Below are 20545 nucleotides of genomic sequence, written 5' to 3'. Positions count from 1 at the left end.
GCTACAGTCAGTTGATCTAAGCGGATAGAGGGAGAGAGTCGATGACGACAGCGCGGGATGTGGCTCAGCGTGCCGGCACGTCGACCGCGGTCGTCAGCTACGTGGTGAACAACGGGCCGCGCAACGTGTCGCCGGCCACCCGCGAACGCGTTCTCCAGGCCGCGCGCGAGCTCGACTACCGCCCCAACGCTCTCGCCCGCGCCCTCAGCCACGGCCGGACGTCGTCCGTGGGTCTCGTGGTGCCCGACATCGCGAACCGCTTCTTCGGCGAACTCGCGCGCGCGCTCGAGGAGGCGGCAGCCGCTCACGGCGACCTGCTCCTCATCGGCGACTCCGGTCTCGACCCCGAGCGGGAGCGCTCGACCATTACGGCCTTCGTCGACCGTCGCGTCGACGCGGTCGTGCTCGTCTCCGTCCACGACACCCCCGACCTCGAGCCGCTGCAGCAGGCCGGCATCCCTGTGGTCCTCCTGCACCCCGTCCCGGATTCCGTGCCTGCGTCGTCGATCTCGATCGACTACGAGGAGGCGGCCTATGCAGCCGCAACGCACCTCGTGGAACACGGCTACACCTCGATCGCGCTCCTCAACGGCCCGGCGGACGCCGCCGGTTCACGCCAGCACCGCAACGGCGTGCACCGCGCAACGGACGCGGCCGGGGTGGCGATCACGGAGGTGAGCAGCGGAATCGCCCGCGCCCAAGCCGCCCAGGTCATGCTCGATCTCCTCGCCCGCCCCGATCACCCCCGGGCCGTCTACTGCGCCACGGACGAGCAGGCCTACGGCGTGCTGTTCGCCTGCCACCGGCTCGGCCTCTCCGTACCCGAGCAGGTCGCCGTCACAGGGTTCGACGGCACCGAGCACTCCGCCTACTCCCTCCCTCCCCTCACCACCGTGCGCCAGCCGATCCACGACATCGCCCGCCGCGCCCTCGACATGGTGCGGGGCGGGGAATCCGCGGGGTCGCGTCACGAGACCGTGGGGTTCGAGCTCGTGGTTCGGGAGTCGTGCGGGGCGCACGCGGAGCGGTAGGGGTCGCGGCCGTCGGGCGTTGTGCCCGATCGTCAGACGGACGTGCTGATCGTGAAGACGCCGGTGATGGCCGACGCGATGGCGGCGATCAGGGAGACGACGCGGAGGACGCGGTGACGTGAGTTCGGGGTGTGCAGGATCCACGCGGCGCCGCCGAACAGCAGGGCTGTGAAGAGGAATGGGACGCCGAGCGGGATGCCGAGGGTCTGCGCTATCCAGCCCGTCAGGTCCGCCGGCGGGAAGCGGATGCAGGTGACGAGGATGCCGAGGGTGAACAGGGCAACTGCCGGCCCCGGTCCCCGAGTTCCCGCGCGTCGCATCGCGGTGTCGGCGTGTTCCATATGTCGACGATAGGGAGGCGTCGTCGTCTCAGTCAACGGACCGCCTCCCTCTCGTGACCATGGCGAGCGAACCAGAGCCTGCTCAGCGCTTCCGCCAATCAAGCGCCGAAAACGGGATGTACGCCTCGACGATGAGAATGTCCGCCGTCGCACACAGTGCCCACGCACCGATCCCGACGTCAGTCGCAGGCGATCCCGTCGCCGTCGCGGTCGAGGTCGTAGATGTCCGAGCCGACAATGCGGACGGGGCCATCGACGTACGCCGGGCCGTTGCCCGAGCCTCCGGCGCAGTCGACGTCAGAGGCGATCGGCACACATGCTCCGGAGTAGTTGGAGTCGCAGTCACCGGCCGGCGCAGGCGGGGGTGCGGCGACCTTTGCCTTGGATCCCACTGAGATGACCTCGTTGACCGGTGCGACCGTGACGCTCTCCGCGACGGCGGTGCGTGAGATCTCGACGCCGTCCTCAGAGGTCACCTCGAACACGATTGTCTTGGTGCCGTTCGCACCGGCCGTGGACACCCGTTGGACTCCCGCATCCATGCTCGGGTCGTCAATCGTCGACGACGTGTACGGGATCGGCTCGGTCACCTCGACCCGTTCGACCATCACCTCGGGGGTCGGAGTGGGTGTGGGCGTCTGGGCCTCGGCGTCGACGAGCGTGCGGACACTGGCGTTCGTGTTCCCTGCGTCGTCGGCGGACGACGAGCAACCGCTCGCGAGGAGCCCCACGGACATCGCGAGGGCGGCGAGCGGAAGGGCGATCCGCAAGCGGGTCAAACGCGGCGAGCGGGAGGATTTCGGGTACGACGAAAGAACGAGGTTCGGGTTCATGGGGGGGCTTTCGAACGGGGTGCCGACATCGGTGTCGGCTGCAGGGAACCCCAGCGTGACAGATGTTGTGAGGAGCGCTCAGGTCCCAGTTCGAGGGGCAGGCGGGGGCGGTGGCAGACCGGACGTGGGCACGTCGTTTTCTCTCCATTCATGTCCTTACCCAAGCTTTTAGGCTAAAGCTTGAGTAAGATGACTTCATGACCAGCGAAAGGGACGACACCGTCGCTCCAGCGGCCTGGCCTGTCACACGCGTCGAAGCGCACTCGTGGTCGCGCTCGGGACACGAGGTCGGATCGCGACGACGTCTCCGGGCGGCCTCCGGGCCCTACGAGGCGGCCGTACCGCCGTTCATCGCCGAGCAGGACGTCTCCCTGCCAGCCGAGCTGATCGCCGCTTCGGAAGATGCCAGCCGAGAACTCACGCGGTTCGACACCGAGGCCGGGACGCTGGCGGCACCGTTCGCCTCGATCCTGCTCCGCACAGAGAGCGCATCGAGCTCCGAGGTGGAGAACCTCACCTCGAGTGCGAAGCAGGTCGCTCTCGCTCAGATCGGCGACGAGACGTCCGAGAATGCGCGCTTGGTCGTGGGCAATGTCGCCGCGATGGAGGCTGCCATCTCGCTCGCCGACCACCTCGACGCGAACGCGATCCTCACGATGCATCGAGCGCTGCTCGAGAAGTCGAACCCGGACATTGTTGGCCGGTGGCGGGACGAGCAGGTGTGGATCGGCGGGGGCTCCGTCTCCTCTCATAACGTGACCTTCATCCCTCCTCATCAGGATCGGGTCTCCGCGTTGATGGACGACGTGATGAGCTTCGCCCGTCGCGCTGATCTGCCCGTCATGGCGCAGCTCGCCATCGCGCACGCGCAATTCGAGACGATCCACCCCTTCCCCGATGGCAATGGCAGAACAGGGCGCGCGCTCGTGCAGGCGATGCTGCGCGCCAGCGGCGTGACGAGGAACGTGACCGTACCCGTATCGGCGGGACTGCTCGGCGACACCGAGGGGTACTTCCGGGCGCTGACCGCCTACCGTCAGGGCGACGTACGCCCGATCATCGAAGCGATGTCAGAGGCGGCCTTCGCGGCGATCCGCAACGGCCGCCTCCTCGAGAAGGACATCACCGAGATCGCGGCACGCTGGGATTCCGCGGTGCGGGCGCGCAGCCACTCCTCCGTGCACGGTCTCAAGAACCTGCTGCTGCGCCAACCCGTCGTCACGGTGAAGCTCGTCGCTCGAGAACTGGGAGTGAGCGAACCTGCCGCGGACAGTTCCGTGAGGAAGCTGGTCGACGCGGGCGTCCTGACGCAGGCGACCGCTGGCCGCCGCAATCGTCATTGGCAAGCCGGGGAGGTACTGGGGGCGCTGGATGCGTTCGGGGCACGGGCGCGGAGGAGGCGGGCGGGCGGGCGGGCGGGAGTTGGTCCAGACTCGGAGATAGCGGGACGAAATGCCGGAGGCCCCTCTGGCGAGGTCGCGCTTCTCAGCTGCGGGCCGCCGAGGGGCCGAGGGGGTCGGTCCTAAGGCTTACGAACGAAGGATTCGTGATCCACACGATGAGGTGGCGGGTACTTCAGTCACATCTCGCGAGCTGCTGGTCGGAGTCAAGTCGGACATGTTCGGGCGACACCGCTGGGATGTGGATCGCTGCGCACCGTGCCCAGAATTATCGCGCCAATAGGGTCTGACCAGGCTCGGGGACGGCAGCGACTACTACGGTGGGATGTGCGTCGGGACGACCCCGCCGATGCAGCAAGGAGATACTAAGTGGCGCTCGCGTCCGTCAACCCCGACCACCTCACGCAGCGTCAGTTGGAGCAGTCACTTTGGAGCGCGGCCAACGCGCTCCGCGGACCGGTAGATCCTGGTGATTTCAAGGCGTTCGTTTTCCCCGTGCTGTTCTACAAGTGGATCAGCGACGTCCACGACTACTACCACGCCGAAGCGCTCGATGATCTTGGCGATGGCTGGTCTCAGGCTCAGGAAGATGAGGAGTATCAGACGTTCGTCATACCTGCCGGCGCACACTGGGAGGACACGTATGACGTCACCAAGAATTCAGGCACGAAGCTGAACAAGGCTCTTGTCGCCGTTCAAGAAGCGAACCCGGGCAAGCTTGCTGGCGTCTTCGGGGATGTGAACTGGTCGAATCAAGAGCGGATTCCGCAACAGGCGTTGCGCTCGCTCATGCAGGTGTTTGACAAGCTCACTCTCGACCCCGCCCATGTTTCCGGCGACATGCTCGGGTCCGCGTATGAGTACCTATTACGAGAATTTGCCGAGGCTTCAGGGAAGAAGGCCGGCGAGTTCTTCACACCTCGCCACGTCGTGCACCTGTTGGTCAAGATTCTCGACCCGCAACCCGGCGATTCAGTTTGCGACCCCGCCTGCGGCTCCGCCGGCATGCTCGTAGAAACCGTCGAAGCGGTGAAACTGAATGATGGTAATCCGCGGTCGCTCAACCTCTACGGCCAGGAGCAAAACCTCACCACCGCGGGGATCGCGCGGATGAACCTATATCTGCACGGCGTGGAGGACTTCGAGATTAAGCGTGGCGACACGTTCCGCGAGCCCAAGCTGCTGGATGAGTCGGGCAAACTCCGGAAATTTGACGTCGTGATCGCCAATCCACCGTTTTCGTTGGACAGCTGGCCGGCGGAAACGTGGGCGAAAGACCCACATAAGCGCGCCCTCGGCGGCATCGTTCCGCCGACGAAGAACGGTGATTGGGCCTGGATCCAGCACATGCTCTCGGTCATGGACCCCGGCACGGGACGTGTAGGAGTAGTTATGCCCCATGGCGTTCTCTTCCGCAGCGGCCGCGAGGCCGAACTCCGAGAGTGGGTCATCGAACAAGACAAGCTGGAAGCCGTCATCGGCCTACCGAACAACCTGTTCTATTCGACCACCATCCCAGTCAGCCTGCTGATCTTCCGCGCCAAGAAAAGCACCAAACGCAAGGATCACGTCCTATTCGTCGATGCTCGTGCGCGATTCAGGTCCGCGAAGAATCAAAACACCCTTGGCGCCGATGATGTCAACGCGATAGACGCGGCCTACAAGCGAGGCGAAGACGTCGATGGTGAGGGGAAGATCTCCCTCGAACTTGTGCATCGTGACACGATCCGTGGGCACGGATACAACCTGAATATCGGACGCTATATCCAGACGGAGACTCTAGCTGAAGCAGACGTCGACGCCGCTTTGGCTTCCTTGCGTGAGGCGCAGGAGGCTACGGATGCCGCACGTACTGCATTGGACCTGCGACTTCGGGCGGCCGGCTTCGATGCGTGACGGGTGGCAGAAAGTCAGGCTGGGCGACGTTGCGATTCGCCGATCTGATTTCACGCCGGTGCTTGCCAACGAGCTCTATCGCGTAGTCGGGGTGCAGCGGAGCGGCTGGGGGCTGATGGATCGCCACCCTGTGCGCGGAGACTCAATGAAGTTTGACAAGCTCATGGAACTTCGTCGCGATGACCTGGTCTACCGCACGATCACTGCGTTCGAGGCTCCCAGCACCGTAGTCATGTCCGACTTCGAGGGCGCCTTCGTCACTCCCCAAACATTCCCCGTATATACCCTCGACCGATCAAGGTTGTTGCCCCTCTACATGGGCCTTCTGACAACCTCGCCTGTATTCCACGAGGAGATGGCGTCGCGGTGCGTCGGCACGGTGCTTCGACGCAAGACACTGAGCAAGTCGGCGTTCGAATCCATCCCGCTCACACTCCCGTGTCTCTCTGACCAACACCGGATGGTTGACCTGATCACAGCTATCGACGACGCGGTCAAAGCGGCAGAGGTCGAGGCGGATGCGGCATTCGCCCTCCTCGAATCGGCGCGAGATCTATTGATATGGGGTCACCATCCATCGCTATCCTCGCTGAGTACCAAGGCAAGTATCGCTGGAAAGCTAGTAAACCCGACCGACGGTGAATACTGTGAGCTTCCCCATATCGGAACCGAGCGCATCCGATCCGGGACTGGCGATCTCGTGGGCGTGGTGACAGCCAAGGAAGACGCCGTTACCAGTGGGAAGTTCCTCCACGAAGCAGGAACTGTTGTTTACTCGAAGATTCGGCCGAACTTGAGGAAGGTCGCGGTGCCGGACTGGCGAGGGCTGTGCAGCGCGGATGCCTACCCGATGCTCCCGATCGGGGACGGCAACGTCAGCTTCCTACGTCACCTGCTTTTGACGCGGCACTTTACTGACCAAGCGGTAGCTCGGTCAGGGCGAACGAAGATGCCCAAGGTCAATCGAGCCGAGCTCATGTCAATCCAGGTACCTGACATCGCGAGCCAAGAGCAAGACTCGATCGCTCGGACGCTTGACGCGATCGACCTCGACAGAGTCGCTACCAGCGCCGCGGCCAGCGCGCTCCGAACTCTGCGCTCCAACCTACTTACAGTGCTGTTGTCCGGGGAGCACGAGATCCCGGCGAGTTATGACAAGTTCCGGAACCTCAACGAGGAGGCGGCCACATGACCGGCTATACCGAGAAAGGGACCGTCCAGGCCGCGCTACTTGACCTGCTCAGCGGTGCCGGCTGGACATACGTGGCTGGGAAGGAGCTTCCCCGCACCTCGCAAGAGGTCTTCGTCGAGTCTGACCTCCGCGGCGCGATCGAACGTTTGAACCCGGGGCTGGTGGGCAGGACTGATGCTGTTCTAGCGAAGGTGCGCCAGGTGGCTCTGTCAGCTTCATCCGAAGGTCTCATGGCGGCCAACGAGGAGTTCACGCAGCTCCTGCGAGGTGGTGGAACGGTGCTTATGCCTGACACCAACCATGACGAGCCCTTCCGATTGATCGACTTTGAAGATCCGGCAAACAACACGCTGCTGGTCTCGGACGAGGTCACCTACCTGGGTGCTCGGTTTGACGTGGTGCTGTGGGTCAACGGCATTCCGATCGTGGTCGGCGAGACAAAGACCCCGGTGTCCATGATCAAGGGCTGGAAGGACGGCGCAAAGGATATCTACGCGGCCTACGAGGAGAGTCAGCCGGCGTTCTTCGCGTCGAATCTGCTGTCGTTCGCGACCGAGGGCAAAGACTTCCGCTACGCCGGGGTCCGGACCCCTCTGGATCACTGGCAGCGGTGGGGTTCAAGCGCGGTATCCGCGACGATCGAGGGATGGGAGCGCGTCGAGATGAGCGTCGCGGGTCTTCTCGCTCCACGGGTGGCGCTAAACCTTATCGAGCATTATGCGATTTACGATCGGCAGTCCGATGACGGCGTTGTGCGCACAATCAAGCTGCTGCCGCGGTATTTCCAGTACGAATCGGTAGAAAAGATCATCTCCCGTGCCACAAGTGAAACGGGAGCTCGGGGTCTCCTCTATCACACCCAGGGATCAGGGAAGACGCTCACGATGTCGTGGGTGGCCACCCGGCTTTACTTTGATCAGCGGATGCACAACCCGACAATCGTTGCCGTCGCCGACCGGACACAGTTGGTCACGCAGACTTTCTCCCAGTTCACCTCGGCGGGGGTTCCAGAGCCAGTTAAGGCACAGACTACGGCAGCACTGCAGACGGCCCTGCGCACAGGCGAGCGAGGAATCATCGCCACCACGGTGCACAAGTTCGCCGGTGCTGGCATTCTCACCGAGCGGGCGAACGTGATCTTGCTGGTCGACGAGGCTCATCGGACGCAGGAGGGGTCTCTCGGCAGAGACATGAGAGCAGCACTGCCTAACGCGCATCGGTTCGGATTCACCGGCACACCGATCGCTGACTTGGATCGCAACTCTTATCGGCTGTTCGGCGACGAGCGCGATCCCGGGTGGGCATTGGACACCTACGATTCGGATAGGTCCATCGCAGACGGAACGACAGTGCCGATGAGGGTAGTACCCCGGCCTGTGCGGTTCGAGGTGGCGAAAGAAGAGTTAGACGCCGCTTTCGACACTCTTGCGGAGGAGGAAGAGCTCAGCGATCAGCAGAAGGAGGTCTTTTCGCGCAGAGTCGCCAACGCTCGTGCAATCTTCCACAATCCCGAGCGGATCCGGAAGATCGCCGCTGACATAGTCGCCCACTTCTACGCTTCGATAGACCCGCACGGCATGAAAGCGCAGGTCATTGTCGCCGACCAGGAACTGTGTATCCTCTACGACCAAGCCTTGCGGAATGCGCTGGCCGGGAGCGGCCGTGACGACCAGGTCGCTGTGGTGATCTCCGCGACAGGCAAGGCCAATTTCGAGCCCTTCAAGCTATCCGAGGGCGAGGAGGAGGCTCTACTGGATCGATTCCGCGATGGGACCGACCGGCTGAAGTTCCTCGTCGTAACTGCAAAGCTCGGGACTGGATTTAACGCGCCCATCGAGGGTGTGCTGTACCTGGATAAGCCCATGAGGCTGCATACGTTGTTCCAGGCGATCACCCGGACTAACAGGCCCTGGCGCAATCCTCGGAGCGGGTTCGTCAAACGCTTCGGCACAATCGTGGACTATGTCGGTCTCGGCGGAGCGTTCGCGCGCGCGATTGCTCCCACCAATCCCGAGCACGCGCAGCGGCAGATCGAGACGCACGGCCTATTGGTGAGCCTGGACACGGCGCTGCGCGAGATGCGCCGCCGTTTCGTAGGAATTCACCGAGACGGTTCGATGGACTCGCTGCAATCGGCGCTGGAGCGCCTGCCACGGAACAGCGAGGACCGTGCTGAGTTCCGCGCTGAATACTTGTACGCGCAAGGGCTGTGGGAGACAATCGCGCCAGACGCGCAACTTTCGGACTGGGAGCCGGACTACCGATGGTACGCGCAGGTCTACGCGGCCATCCCTAGCGAGGGTGACGAGGACGACATCTTGTGGGAGCGGTTGGGCCCGAAGACCCGACAGCTGGTGCACGAGCACATGCGCAACGTGCGCGTTGATGACGGCAACATGGCCGTGGTGATTACCGACGCGGAGACGATCCGGAAGATGACCGACACCGGTCAGTTGCCGCCGGTTCCGACTGAGTACGTGGGCCGCTCGGCGCAAGAGATCGTTGACGGCCTCACCGCGCGGATTCGAAGAAAGCTCGAAGGCGGCGGAGCGAACAGAGAGACCTACAGTTCGATCGCCGAACGCCTAGACCAGCTCCGGCAGCGGGTTATCTCGGACGCAGATGACTCAATCGCCTGGTTGACGAAACTCTTCGAGGTCGCAACCGATCTGAAGGCTGCCGAAGCGGCCGACGATGACGGAGTGCTCGACGATCTACCGAATCCGCAGGTCGGGATGCTCACCCGCATATTCGAGGAACATACCCCGGCCGGTATGACCGTGATGGTCAGTCAGATCGCGACCGAAGTCGACACGCTCGTGCGCCACGCTGTGCACGAAAGGTGGACGACCAAAGAGTCTTCGATGAAAGCTGTGAAGCGCGAGTTGAATGCGCTGTTCAAGAGATATCAGCTGCCGCGCACCGGCGAGCCTATGAACTCTGCCTGGCGATTTATCCTCAAGCACTACTAATAAGAGAGAGCATCGCGCCGTTCAGACTCTCGGCGCTCTCCCGTATCGGTTGCCATCTGATGGCTCAGGGTTTCCAGGTCTTGATGTCGACATCATTCCTGACTTTGGGTCGGTTGCTGCACGCCCCGGTTGCGGCGCACGTATTCCATCGCGCTGGCGATTGCGCCTTGGGCACCGACGTCGGCACCGAGAGTTGAGCGACGAGATCCGGCGGGTTCGCGTTCATGTAGGTGGTGAGCGCCGCGGTCGTGAGGTCGAGGAGCGGCGGCATCGAGGTCCGCCGAGCACGGCGCCGATGCGGCGAGGCGGTCCGCCATCCGGTCGAGCACGTCGAGCGCGACCGGGTCCGGCCGTTTTGAAGACGCCGCGGGGGCCCCGAGCTGGTCGACGGGGTGCTGCGCGGGCTGGTTTTCGGTATCGTGCCGGCCGCGAGCTGCTGGCGTACCCAGTTTCGCAGCACCGCACCGACGCCGAACGTGGAACCGACGCCGTCGACGAGAAGGAGAACAAAAAGCGACTCGGGGTTGTCTACAGCGACAATGTTGTCCTGCAGTACGTCCGCAACATCTACTCGGTGCTACTGACGGGGCACGTTCGTCTATGTCTGCGATCCGGGACTGCGGGAGCACTTGCGGGGTCGATTCATCCCCGGGTTCCCCGGCTCGATCCATTCCGAATAGGCAGACCGCAGACACGGGAACAGAACGAGCGTTGCCTGATGCAAGAAGCGCCCGCAGTCAGATCGATGATCCGACTGCGGGCGCTCCTTATTGAAGACCTAGCTGACGCGCACGATGACACCGTCGCCGAATCCGAAGAGCGTCGAGAGTTCGACGAGCTCGAGCTGCTGTCCTGCGGGGACGTCGAAGTAGAGGACACCCTCGGTGGAGAGTCCTGGGTTGACGTCGGCGAGGTAGATGTCGTCACCGAACGAGCTCGTCAACGTGTCAGCCTCGTACGAGGACTCACCGATGAAACCCTTCACATCACCGCCTGAGATTGAGATGGGCTCGGAGGAGCCGTTCGAAACAGACAGCTTCACTTCACAGAACTCGCCCGATGCGTCTGCGTCGAATGGAGCCTCACCGGCCGAAGCCAGGCCGCACGTCATGCCCGTGACAGTGAATGACACGCCATCATCGTTCACAACCGCGTCGCCGATGACGGCCTCGGATGGCGCCTCGGGCTCACTGTCACTTCCCTGCGTCGGCTCCTCCACCGATGACCCCACGCTAGGGGCAGAGCCGGCCTCATCGATCGCGTCTCCGACCGCGAAGAGGGTCGCCGTCAACGCGACGATGATGGCGATGATCCATGCGACCGGAGCAATGACGATCGCCGCAATCGACGTCCCCTTCTTCTGGTCTTTACGCGTGAGGCCGATGATCGCCAGCACGATAGCGACGACCGCGGGGAGCCAAGCGATGAAAGAGGTGGGCGGGATGACAGCAAACACGAAGGCCACGATTGCAACGATGAGAGCAATGAGCCCGATGGTGTTCTTTGCCTTCGGTGTAGGCGTTGCGGGCTGAGTCGGGTAGGAAAAAGGCTGTCCAGCCGGCGGGGCGTACGTCACGAGTTACTCCAGGTATGTAATTTTCGGGTCGTGCACAAAACGTGTGCAATCCTCAGTATTTCCTATGCGTGAGCATTGAATCTTCCCCCCGTTCTGGTGGCGGCGCCAACCGCCACCAGAGGACCGGGTGCCGACCCCCGCAATCCAGACGGAGCATCGAAAGCTGCTTTCGGAGGACGAGTCCTCTTAGGTCTCGGAGTCCCGCAATCGACCCCGACCGCTTTCCGCTCTTGAGAGACTTAACCCCATGCCCCAAGAGGTCACCCTCCTCCCCCTCCAGCGCCCGGCCGACGACGACGCCCTGGTCACGTTCATCAGCTCGCACGAGTACCCGTTTCACATGTCGGCACGGCCCACAGCGGACGACGTTCGTTCGCGAATCGCGGCTGGATCCTTCGACGGTCCCGACAACGCGTCCTATTGGGTGCATGTGGACGGGCAACAGATCGGGGTCGCGACGCTCCAGGATCTCGAGGACGACGCTCCCCTGTTCGACCTCCGGCTTGCGACCGACGCCCGGGGTCGAGGGTTTGGGGAGCTGGTCCTGCGGTCCCTGACGCATGAGGTGTTCGAACGCTTCCCCGTTGTGAATCGGTTCGAGGGGCAGACGCGCGAGGACAACATCCCGATGCGGCGAACCTTCCTCCGCGCCGGGTGGGTGAAAGAGGCGCACTATCGCGACGGATGGCCCGTCGCCGGCGCGGATCCCGTGGCGTCCGTCGCCTATGCGATCCTGCGCCGCGATTGGGAGTCCGGCGAGACGACTCCCGTCCCCTGGCACGATGAGCCAGCTCCGAGGGTCGACGGGCTCACCGGCTCATCCATACACCCATAGGTCCGAGTCCCGACACTCCGCCAGACTGACGTAATGACCGATTCGTCCGCGCGCACGCTCATCCGACGTCACGCCCGGTGGGTGGTGAGCCTGCTCGCGGCTCCCGCCATCTACTTCGGCGGGGCCTACATCGTGACCCTGCTGAGCGGGACGGATCACATGGGCCTGGCTCTCCTCGGCCTCGTCATGATCGCCGTCACCTTCATCGGCCCCGTCATCGCGTTCATCATCTCCCTGCGCGCGGGCATCAAGGTGCTCCGCGCATGGGCGCTCCGGCGTCGGCACGCGAAAGGGAAGTTCACTCCGGCCGAATCGTTGCAACGTCAGGCGTGGAGCGACGCCGAGCACCTCCTCGCCGCTCTGTCCCGACGAGAGGCGCCGGCGACGATCCGCGTCTGGGATCTCGTGCCGAACCAGGGCGAGGTCTTCTTCTACGACGTCCCCTCGTCGTATGCCCGCTACTACGGCCGAGACGTCACCTACTCGCAGTCGAGCGGTTTCGCCTTCGGTCACCCCGCTTTCGTCCTTGCGGCCGTGGGTGCGTCGGCCATCGGCAACGTCTCTCGGCGATCTCAGGCCGAGGCCATGGCGCGCGAGCAGTGGCGCGAGCACCAGGGCGTCCGGCTCGTGGTCTCGAACCAGCGGCTGCTATGCCAGGTCGGTGGCCAGTGGTTGAGCTTCTACTACTCGGCGATCACGGCCCTCTACCCGGAGACGGAGCAGTGGACGCTGGTCTGCCAGTTCGACTCCACATCGCCCCTCATGCTGCGAGGCGAGTACGTGCCATCGGCATCTCTCATCACGACGCTCATGACCCATGGGGTTGAGGCGCTCGAGGAGCACCCGAGCCTCGCGCGACTCCGCAGCCGGGCCGGCGCAACCGAGCGGTCGACATCGCCCGATCTCCCGGGTGTCACCGACCACGAGTGATGTGAGCGGCTACGTCGCCATTGGGCCCGTGCCTGACCTCCGATGACGAGCCGTTGCACCCAGGATGAGGCGGTGCTCCGCGCTCAGCCCCGCGGGACGTCGGGCACTGCCCTCGACTGCACCTGAGCTGCCCGTCGGACCGAACCTTCGTGCACCATCACGAGCAGGAACTTCCGCCACCACGGCTCGCCCACAAGCAATGGACTGTCTGCGAGCTGCACAGCAGCGACGACGATGCTGGTTACGGCTGCAACGACGACGTACAGGGGAGCAGCGAACGGAGCGTCCTACACGCGGGTGGATGCGCCCACGACGAACACGGCCGATACCAGCACCACGGACACCGTCGCTCGCGCCGTCCGATGCGACATCACGAGACCGACCGCAACGGCAAGGAGGAGCGCGAGCACATACGCACCCTCAGGTCGGCCCGCGATATCAGCGATCATGACGGGTCCTTTCGAGCTGTCGGATACTCCGAGCGTCGCGTCGGAATACGACGGAGAGCTCCACCACCCGAGACGCTAGCAGTCCCTATGTAGATGCGGAGTAGGTCAAAGAGGGGACAACCATCTCAAAACCCCGCGTGCTAGGTTTCAAACAGACTGAAAGGTACCCAAATGAGTATTGGGCAGAGCAACCTGCAGAACGATATCGCCAAGCTCGACGAACCGGGGATCGGTCTCGCGCTCATCGGTCTGGTGCTGTCGGTGGTGATCCCGCCGCTCGGTCTGATCGTGAGCGTGTCGAGCTATCGCACTGCAAAACGATCCGGCGGCCCCGGCACCGTCGCGTGGTGGGGGATCTGGATCGGCGCGATCTTCACGGCGATGTTGGCGTTTGTGATGATTGCGAGTTTGATCGGCGGGCTTCTCGCGCGGTAGGGCCTCAGCGGGAGGATGGGAACGAGCCCTTCGATAGGCTCAGGGCGCGGGTGGTTGCGTTCGTTTGCGGGAGTCGGGGGTACGGGTGTTGCGACCCTTCGACAAGCTCAGGGACGGCGCGGGCGTCTCCGAGGGCGAGCTCAGGGAGCCGCGGGCCCCGTCGACATATCGATCGACAGCGCGTTGCGGCGCACATATTCCATCGCGCTCGCGATCGCGCCCTGGGCGACGATGTCGGCGCCGAGGGTCGAGGCCACGAGCTCCGGCGGATCCGCGTTCATGTAGCCGGCGAGCGCCGCGGTCGTGAGGTCGAGGAGCGGCGGCATCGACGGGGCGAGGGCGCCGGCGAAGACGATGCGTTCCACGTCGAGCAGTCCGCCGAGCACGGCGCCGATGCGGGCGAGGCGGTCCGCCATCCGGTCGAGCATGTCGAGCGCGACCGGGTCGCCCGCGGCGGCCGCCTCGAAAACGGCACGGGCTCCGAGCTTGTCGACGGGCAGCTGCGCGAGCGGGCTGGCGGCGGGGATCGTGCCGGCCGCGTGATGCTCCCGCGCCCAGTCGCGCAGGACCGCGCCGACTCCGAGCGTAGAACCGACGCCGTCGACGAGGTCGAGCAGGTGGAGCTCGCCCGCCTGGCCGCGACCGCGAACGAGGCGACCGTCGATCACGTAACCGGCGCCGAAGCGCTCCCCGCTCACGATCGTGATGTACGACTCGAGGCCGACGCCCGCGCCGATCCTGCCCTCGGCGAGTGCCGCGAGGTTCGCGTCGTTGTCCACGATCACCGGGCAGCCGCGGTCGGCGATCCGCTCGGCGATCCGGGGGTTCACGCGCTGCCAGAACGGGTCGCGCTCGGGCGACAGCCCCTGCGTATCCACGGGCGCCGGGATGCCGATCGCGAGGCACAGCACGGTCGCTGATCCAGCGCCAGCAAGCGCCTCGTTGATCCCCGCGTCGATCGCCGCGATCCGTTCGTCACCGGCCGCTTCCGGGTCCACCACGCGCTGCGACCGCGCGACCTCCCGCCCCCGCAGGTCGGTGACGACCGCGGTGATCGAGTGCGCGCCGGCGTCGACGCCCACGAGCAGGCCGGCGTCCTCTCGGAGCGCATACCGGCGGGCGGGCCTGCCCTTGCGGTATTCGGCCCCGGACAGCCGGGAGTCGTCGAGCTCCGCGAGCCACCCCAGCTCGATGAGCTCGTCGCACAGCGCGATCGCCGTGGACCGGGCGAGGCCCGTGGCCCCGATCACGTCGGTCGCGGTGAAGGCGGGGACGGACCACGCGGTGTCGAGCACGGCGGCGACGTTCGCGGAGCGCGGGCCCACGCCCACCGCTCGGCCCGTCGTCAACGTCGTCGTCGCACTCATGATCGCCAAGAGTATCCCCGCGCCGCACCCGCCGTGTCCACCCTGCGGCTCCCGTGCGACACCGGTCCGCACCCGAAACACCCATGCCGCACCCGCCCGACACGCACCCCGCACCCACCCCGCACCCACCTCCACCCACCCTGACAACCCACCGCAACGAACCCCCTGCGTAACCGATCGATCACGACCGGCTCACAACCCTCTTGACCCGGACCGGGTCCGATATAGAGTGTTCCGTGAGAGTTGATTCACTCACACTATTTATTGGTGCTCCAACGACGGACACCGACGGAAGGACAACGATGTCTAGACGATTGACGGGGGCTCTGCGCGTGGCGGCGGGAGCGGTAGGACTCACCCTGACCGCCGCCATCCTCACCGGATGCTCCGCGAGCGGCACGCAAGACGTGCACTTCACGTTCAACAAGCGTGAAGCGATCACGTTCATGGAGCAGACGGTCGCCGACTACAACGCCTCGCAGGACGAGTACAACGTGGTCATGGACACCTCGGGAGTCGACCCGATCTCTGCGAGCTTCGTCCGCGGCAATCCGCCGGACCTCATGCTCGCCAACTACAACCACGAGGTCTCCCGCTTCGTGCAGCGCTGCGTGCTCGAGGATCTCTCCGAGACGGACGCGGCTGCGACGATCCGTGACGAGTTCCAGCCGCTCCTCGACCAGTTCGGCACCTGCCCCGGTCGCACGACGGCTCTCCCCTACTCGGTGATGGCCGCCTCCGTCATCTACAACAAGACGATCTTCGAGGAGAACGGCCTCGAGGTCCCCACCACGTGGAGCGAGCTGCTCGAGGTCGGTGACACCCTCAAGGCCAACGACATCAACCCGTTCTACGGCACCTTCGCCGACGCGTGGACCGTCAACCAGGGCTGGTTCGACTACACCCTCGGCGGCGCGATCGACGTGCAGTCCTTCTACGACACCATGGCGGAGCAGGGCACCGAGGTCGGCCCCGACTCGGAGGTGTCCTTCGAGAAGGACTTCCTCGAGCCCATCGAGAAGATGCAGCTGCTCGCGAGCGAGTACACGCAGCCGGGTGCGGGCAGCCGCCTCTACGACGTCGGCAACGTCGCCTTCGCCAACGGCGAGGCGGCCATGTACATGCAGGGCCCCTGGGCTCTCAGCCAGATCGAGATCACGAACCCCGACCTCGAGCTCGGCACCTTCCCGCTGCCGATGACGGAGGACCCCGCCGACCTCAAGGTGCGCGTCAACATGGACCTCGTCACCATGATCCCCGAGGAGGCCTCCAACAAGGAGGGCGCCTTCGACTTCATGGAGTACCTGTTCCAGCCCGACATCATCCAGGCGTACAACGAGTCCCAGCTCGGCTTCGTGCCGACGAAGGACGGCGAGGCTCCGAGCGATCCCCGCGTCGAGGGAATGATCCCCTACTACGACGCCGGCGCGTTCTACCAGGGTCCCGGCATCCTCAACCCGCGGGCGATCCCCACGGAGAACTACGCGCAGGCCCTCGTGCTCGGCACCAACGCCGAGTCGATGCTGCGCACCATGGACGCCGACTGGGCGCGCATCGCGTTCCGCCAACCGGCCGTATCGAGCGAGGAGGGGAACTGATGACCGCCACGAAGAGCATCGTCACCGGCAGCGGAACGGGCGCCAAGGCGCCGCGCAGCCGACGGAAGATCGACCCGATCTACTACTTCTTCCTCTTCCCCGCCGTGCTGCTGTTCACGCTCGCGATCACCGTCCCGGGCATCATCGGCATCTTCTTCAGCCTCACCGACTCCATCGGGATCGGGCAGTGGGAGTTCACCGGCTTCACGAACTACGTCGCCGCGTTCAGCGACCCGGCGATCCTCTCGAGCTTCCTTTTCACCTTCGGGTTCGCGCTCGTCACGGTGATCGTGGTCAACGTCATCGCGTTCATGCTCGCGGTGGGACTCACGTCGAAGATCCGCTTCAAGATGGGCCTGCGGGCGATCTTCGTGATCCCCATGGTCGTCTCGGGCATCATCATCGCGTACGTCTTCCAGTTCCTCTTCCAGAACTCGTTGCCCGCAGCGGGCGGGGCACTCGGCATCCCGTTCCTCGAGACGAGCATCCTGGCGAACCCGGACCTCGCGTGGCTCGGCATCGTGATCGTCACGGCCTGGCAGTCGATCCCCGGAACGCTCCTCATCTACATCGCGGGGCTCCTCTCGATCCCCGGTGACGTCTACGAGGCGGCCTCCATCGACGGCGCCAACAGTCGGCAGCAACTGTTCGGCATCACGCTGCCGCTCGTCGCGGGCTACGTGGTGATCAACGTGATCCTGGGCTTCAAGAACTACCTGAACGCCTACGACATCATCGTCGGTCTCACCGGCGGTGGCCCCGGCACCTCCACGCGAAGCATCTCGATGACCATCATCCGCGGCTTCCAGACGGGCGACTACGCCTACCAGATGGCGACGGCGACGCTGTTCTTCATCATCACGATCATCATCGCCGTCTTGCAGCTCTCGGTGACGCGCGGAAGGAGCAACATCTGATGTCTACGATTCCTCTCAACCCGGACACCACCGCCAAGAAGGCGACCTCCGGCGCGGACACCGGTTCCACCCGTTCCATCACCACGGGCGGGGGCACGCCTCCGATGAAGGGGCGGAAGTCGGGCCGCTGGTCGACCACCGTCATCCTCATCCTGTGCGCCGTCACGGTGCTGCTGCCGCTCTACGTCACCATCTCGATGGCGTTCAAGACGAGCGGCCAGGCGGTGGATGGCAACGCGTTCTCGCTGCCGGCGCCGTTCAGCATTGACGGTTTCGTGCAGGCGTGGGAGCTCACCCGCTTCCCCGTGGGCTTCGCGATGTCGTTCATCGTGACGGCGGGAACGGTGATCTTCACGATCATCCTCGCGTCGTTCGCCTCGTATGCGATCGTGCGGAACTGGGACCACCGGCTCTTCCGGTACTCCTTCTTCTACCTGCTCGGTGCGATGTTCATCCCATTCCCCGTGGTGGCGTTGCCGCAGATCCAGCTCACCGGACGGTTCGGGCTCGACAACCCGCTCGGCGTCATCCTGCTCGCGACGATGTTCCAGTTGAGCTTCAGCGTGCTGCTGTTCACGGCGTTCCTGCGCTCGATCCCGATCGAGCTCGAGGAGAGCGCGCGGATCGACGGAGCGACGACGTGGCAGACGTTCTGGAAGCTGATCTTCCCGCTGCTCGCCCCCATGAGCGCCACGGTGGGCATCTTCGCCTTCCTCTACGCGTGGAACGACTTCATGATGCCGTCGCTGATCATCTCCGATGCGGACATGCAGACACTCCCGGTGCGGCAGAACCTGTTCCAGTCGCAGTTCTCGAGCGACTACAACGTCGCGTTCGCCTCGTACCTGATGGCGATGGCCCCGGCGATCATCGCCTACCTCTTCGCCCAGCGTTGGGTGATGGAGGGCGTGACCCAGGGCGCCCTCAAGGGCTGACCCGTACCACCGCGATTCGACGGCCGCCGCGGCTCCCGCGGCGGCCGTCGCCACGACCGGGGCCGGGCTTCCCGCCAGGCTTTCCCTCTTCTCTCCCCCGCTCCAACCGCCCGCTCCAGACCTCCCGCACGACAGAAAGGGTCCCTCCTCCATGACCGACGCACTTGCCACGGAGACCCCCCGCACCGACCCCGCCATCTGGTGGCGCCAGGCCGCGGTCTACCAGATCTACCCGCGCAGCTTCGCGGACGCGAACGGCGACGGCCTCGGCGACATCCCGGGCATCGTCTCGCGCGCCGACTACCTCGCCGAGCTCGGCGTGGACGCGGTGTGGCTGAGCCCGTTCTACCCCTCGGCCCTCGCCGACGGCGGCTACGACGTGGCCGACTACCGCAACGTCGACCCGCGTCTCGGCACCCTCGAGGACTTCGACCGCATGGTCGCGGCCCTCCACGAGCGCGGCATCAAGGTGATCGTCGACATCGTGCCGAACCACAGCTCCGACCAGCACGTCTGGTTCCAGGAGGCGCTCGAGGCCGGGCGCGGTTCGGCGGCGCGCGAGCGCTACATCTTCCGCGAGGGTGCCGGCGACAACGGCGAGCTGCCGCCCACCGACTGGGGCGCCGCGTTCGGCGGCCCCGCGTGGGAGCGCGTGGCGGACGGCCAGTGGTACCTCCACAGCTTCGCCACCGAGCAGCCCGACTTCAACTGGGACCACCCGGAGGTGCGGGAGGACTTCCTCACCACGCTGCGATTCTGGTCCGACCGGGGCGTGGACGGGTTCCGCATCGACGTGGCGCACATGCTCACGAAGGACCTCTCGGAGCCGCTCCCCAGCCGCGCCGAGCTCGAGGGCATGCCGCAGGACGGCACCCACCCCCTCAGCGACCGCGACGACGTCCACGAGGTGTACGCCGAGTGGCGGAAGGTCTTCAACGAGTACGACCCGCCGCGCACCGCCGTGGCCGAGGCCTGGGTGAGCAGCCCGGAGCGTCGCGCGCGCTACGCCTCCGCCGAAGGGCTCGGGCAAGCGTTCAACTTCGACCTGCTCGTCGCCGACTTCGACGCCACGCAGTTCCGCTCGATCATCACGGAGAACCTCGAGCAGTCGGCGTCGTCCGGATCGTCGACCACGTGGGTGTTGTCGAACCACGACGTCACCCGCCACGCCACCCGCTACGGCCTGCCCGCGCTCGAGGGCTCGCCCGAGAAGCAGGGCGTCGCGTGGGTGAAGGCCGGCGGGCCCGCCGACTGGGTGGACCGGGAGCGGGGCCTCCGCCGTGCCCGCGCCGCCACCCTGCTGCTGCTCGGACTGCCGGGAAGCACCTACCTCTACCAGGGTGAGGAGCTCGGGCTGCACGAGGTCGCGCAGATCCCCGCGGACCAGCGCCAGGACCCCTCGTTCTTCCGCGGTGCGGACTTCGACGGCCTCGGCCGCGACGGTTGCCGCGTGCCGATCCCGTGGACCGCGTCCGGCCCGTCGTTCGGCTTCGGCACCGGCGACGCGCACCTGCCGCAGCCGGCGTGGTTCGCGGAGTACGCCGCGGACGTGGAGGCGGCTGATCCCGACTCCACGCTGTCCCTGTACCGCGAGGCGCTCCGCCTCCGTCGCCTGCTGCAGGCGGGCGAACAGCTCGAGTGGACCGAGACCGGCCGTGACGACGTGCTGAGCTTCGCCCGCCCGAACGGCTGGCGCGTCGTGACGAACTTCGGCACGGCCCCGTTCGACCTGGGCGCGGATGCTGACCACGTCGCACTCGGCCCGGTCTCGGACGGCGCCCTCCCGGGCGAGTCCACCGTCTGGATCGCCCCCGCCGCCCTCGTCCGCTGACGACCCC

The 20545-nt window shown here is 65.2% G+C and carries 17 protein-coding genes; 12 read left to right on the top strand and 5 right to left on the bottom strand.

What is annotated here, in order from left to right; all coding sequences use genetic code 11:
• Positions 1–41 precede the first annotated feature (41 nt).
• Complete coding sequence (locus ELQ94_RS14335) at positions 42–1031, top strand: LacI family DNA-binding transcriptional regulator (protein ID WP_127051045.1); 990 nt, start codon at positions 42–44, stop codon at positions 1029–1031.
• Between the two features lie 32 nt (positions 1032–1063).
• On the opposite strand, the gene ELQ94_RS14330 is transcribed toward ELQ94_RS14335, so the two are convergent.
• Together ELQ94_RS14330 and ELQ94_RS14325 are read right to left on the bottom strand one after the other, a co-directional pair.
• Positions 1064–1372 carry a hypothetical protein gene (locus ELQ94_RS14330; protein WP_127051044.1) on the bottom strand — a complete coding sequence of 103 codons (309 nt, stop codon included), beginning with the start codon at positions 1370–1372 and terminating at the stop codon, positions 1064–1066.
• 179 nt (positions 1373–1551) lie between these two features.
• Positions 1552–2151: a G5 domain-containing protein gene (locus ELQ94_RS14325; RefSeq protein ID WP_243697045.1), complete on the bottom strand. Its 600-nt coding sequence runs from the start codon at positions 2149–2151 to the stop codon at positions 1552–1554.
• 251 nt (positions 2152–2402) lie between these two features.
• Between ELQ94_RS14325 and ELQ94_RS14320 the strand changes: the two genes are divergently transcribed.
• From ELQ94_RS14320 to ELQ94_RS14305, 4 genes are all read left to right on the top strand, one after another.
• On the top strand, positions 2403–3731 hold the full coding sequence (locus tag ELQ94_RS14320; RefSeq protein WP_127051043.1) for a Fic family protein: 1329 nt from the start codon (positions 2403–2405) through the stop codon (positions 3729–3731).
• 243 nt (positions 3732–3974) lie between these two features.
• On the top strand, positions 3975–5501 hold the full coding sequence (locus ELQ94_RS14315) for a type I restriction-modification system subunit M (RefSeq protein WP_127051042.1): 1527 nt from the start codon (positions 3975–3977) through the stop codon (positions 5499–5501).
• A 145-nt stretch (positions 5502–5646) separates the two neighbouring features.
• Positions 5647–6693, top strand: a complete 1047-nt coding sequence (locus tag ELQ94_RS14310; RefSeq protein ID WP_127051041.1) for a restriction endonuclease subunit S domain-containing protein — start codon at positions 5647–5649, stop codon at positions 6691–6693.
• Positions 6690–9665, top strand: a complete 2976-nt coding sequence (locus ELQ94_RS14305) for a type I restriction endonuclease subunit R (protein ID WP_127051040.1) — start codon at positions 6690–6692, stop codon at positions 9663–9665. Before ELQ94_RS14310 ends, ELQ94_RS14305 begins: the two co-directional genes overlap by 4 nt.
• A 778-nt stretch (positions 9666–10443) precedes the next feature.
• Here the strand turns inward: ELQ94_RS14305 and ELQ94_RS14300 are convergent.
• Positions 10444–11241 carry a DUF4352 domain-containing protein gene (locus ELQ94_RS14300; RefSeq protein WP_127051039.1) on the bottom strand — a complete coding sequence of 266 codons (798 nt, stop codon included), beginning with the start codon at positions 11239–11241 and terminating at the stop codon, positions 10444–10446.
• A 247-nt stretch (positions 11242–11488) separates the two neighbouring features.
• Between ELQ94_RS14300 and ELQ94_RS14295 the strand changes: the two genes are divergently transcribed.
• Together ELQ94_RS14295 and ELQ94_RS14290 are read left to right on the top strand one after the other, a co-directional pair.
• Positions 11489–12076, top strand: a complete 588-nt coding sequence (locus ELQ94_RS14295) for a GNAT family N-acetyltransferase (protein WP_127051038.1) — start codon at positions 11489–11491, stop codon at positions 12074–12076.
• Between the two features lie 33 nt (positions 12077–12109).
• Positions 12110–13006 carry a hypothetical protein gene (locus ELQ94_RS14290; RefSeq protein WP_127051037.1) on the top strand — a complete coding sequence of 299 codons (897 nt, stop codon included), beginning with the start codon at positions 12110–12112 and terminating at the stop codon, positions 13004–13006.
• Positions 13007–13293: 287 nt separating this feature from the next.
• Here ELQ94_RS14290 and ELQ94_RS17350 read toward each other — a convergent pair whose 3' ends face one another.
• Entirely contained in the window at positions 13294–13455 is a 162-nt protein-coding gene (locus ELQ94_RS17350; protein ID WP_166404816.1) for a hypothetical protein, read from the bottom strand.
• Between the two features lie 171 nt (positions 13456–13626).
• Here ELQ94_RS17350 and ELQ94_RS14285 point away from each other — a divergent pair, with 171 nt between their 5' ends.
• The gene (locus ELQ94_RS14285; RefSeq protein ID WP_127051036.1) at positions 13627–13890 is read left to right on the top strand and encodes a hypothetical protein; all 264 of its coding nucleotides are present in this window, start codon (positions 13627–13629) and stop codon (positions 13888–13890) included.
• Positions 13891–14030: 140 nt separating this feature from the next.
• On the opposite strand, the gene ELQ94_RS14280 is transcribed toward ELQ94_RS14285, so the two are convergent.
• Positions 14031–15257, bottom strand: a complete 1227-nt coding sequence (locus ELQ94_RS14280) for an ROK family protein (protein ID WP_127051035.1) — start codon at positions 15255–15257, stop codon at positions 14031–14033.
• A gap of 302 nt (positions 15258–15559) precedes the next feature.
• On the opposite strand from ELQ94_RS14280, the gene ELQ94_RS14275 reads away from it, so the two are divergent.
• The 4 genes from ELQ94_RS14275 to ELQ94_RS14260 all read left to right on the top strand — a co-directional run bounded on the left by ELQ94_RS14275 (position 15560) and on the right by ELQ94_RS14260 (position 20538).
• Complete coding sequence (locus tag ELQ94_RS14275) at positions 15560–16855, top strand: ABC transporter substrate-binding protein (RefSeq protein WP_127051034.1); 1296 nt, start codon at positions 15560–15562, stop codon at positions 16853–16855.
• On the top strand, positions 16855–17772 hold the full coding sequence (locus ELQ94_RS17710; RefSeq protein WP_127051033.1) for a carbohydrate ABC transporter permease: 918 nt from the start codon (positions 16855–16857) through the stop codon (positions 17770–17772). Before ELQ94_RS14275 ends, ELQ94_RS17710 begins: the two co-directional genes overlap by 1 nt.
• Positions 17773–17876: 104 nt before the next feature.
• Entirely contained in the window at positions 17877–18707 is an 831-nt protein-coding gene (locus ELQ94_RS14265) for a carbohydrate ABC transporter permease (protein ID WP_127051193.1), read from the top strand.
• A gap of 151 nt (positions 18708–18858) precedes the next feature.
• Positions 18859–20538 carry a glycoside hydrolase family 13 protein gene (locus ELQ94_RS14260; RefSeq protein WP_127051032.1) on the top strand — a complete coding sequence of 560 codons (1680 nt, stop codon included), beginning with the start codon at positions 18859–18861 and terminating at the stop codon, positions 20536–20538.
• The last annotated feature ends 7 nt before the right edge of the window (positions 20539–20545 follow it).

It is taken from the genome of Labedella endophytica (assembly GCF_003990045.1).
Taxonomy (GTDB): Bacteria; Actinomycetota; Actinomycetes; order Actinomycetales; family Microbacteriaceae; genus Labedella; species Labedella endophytica.
Note: the sequence above shows the minus strand (reverse complement) of the source record. Positions and strands in the feature narration are given on the sequence as shown.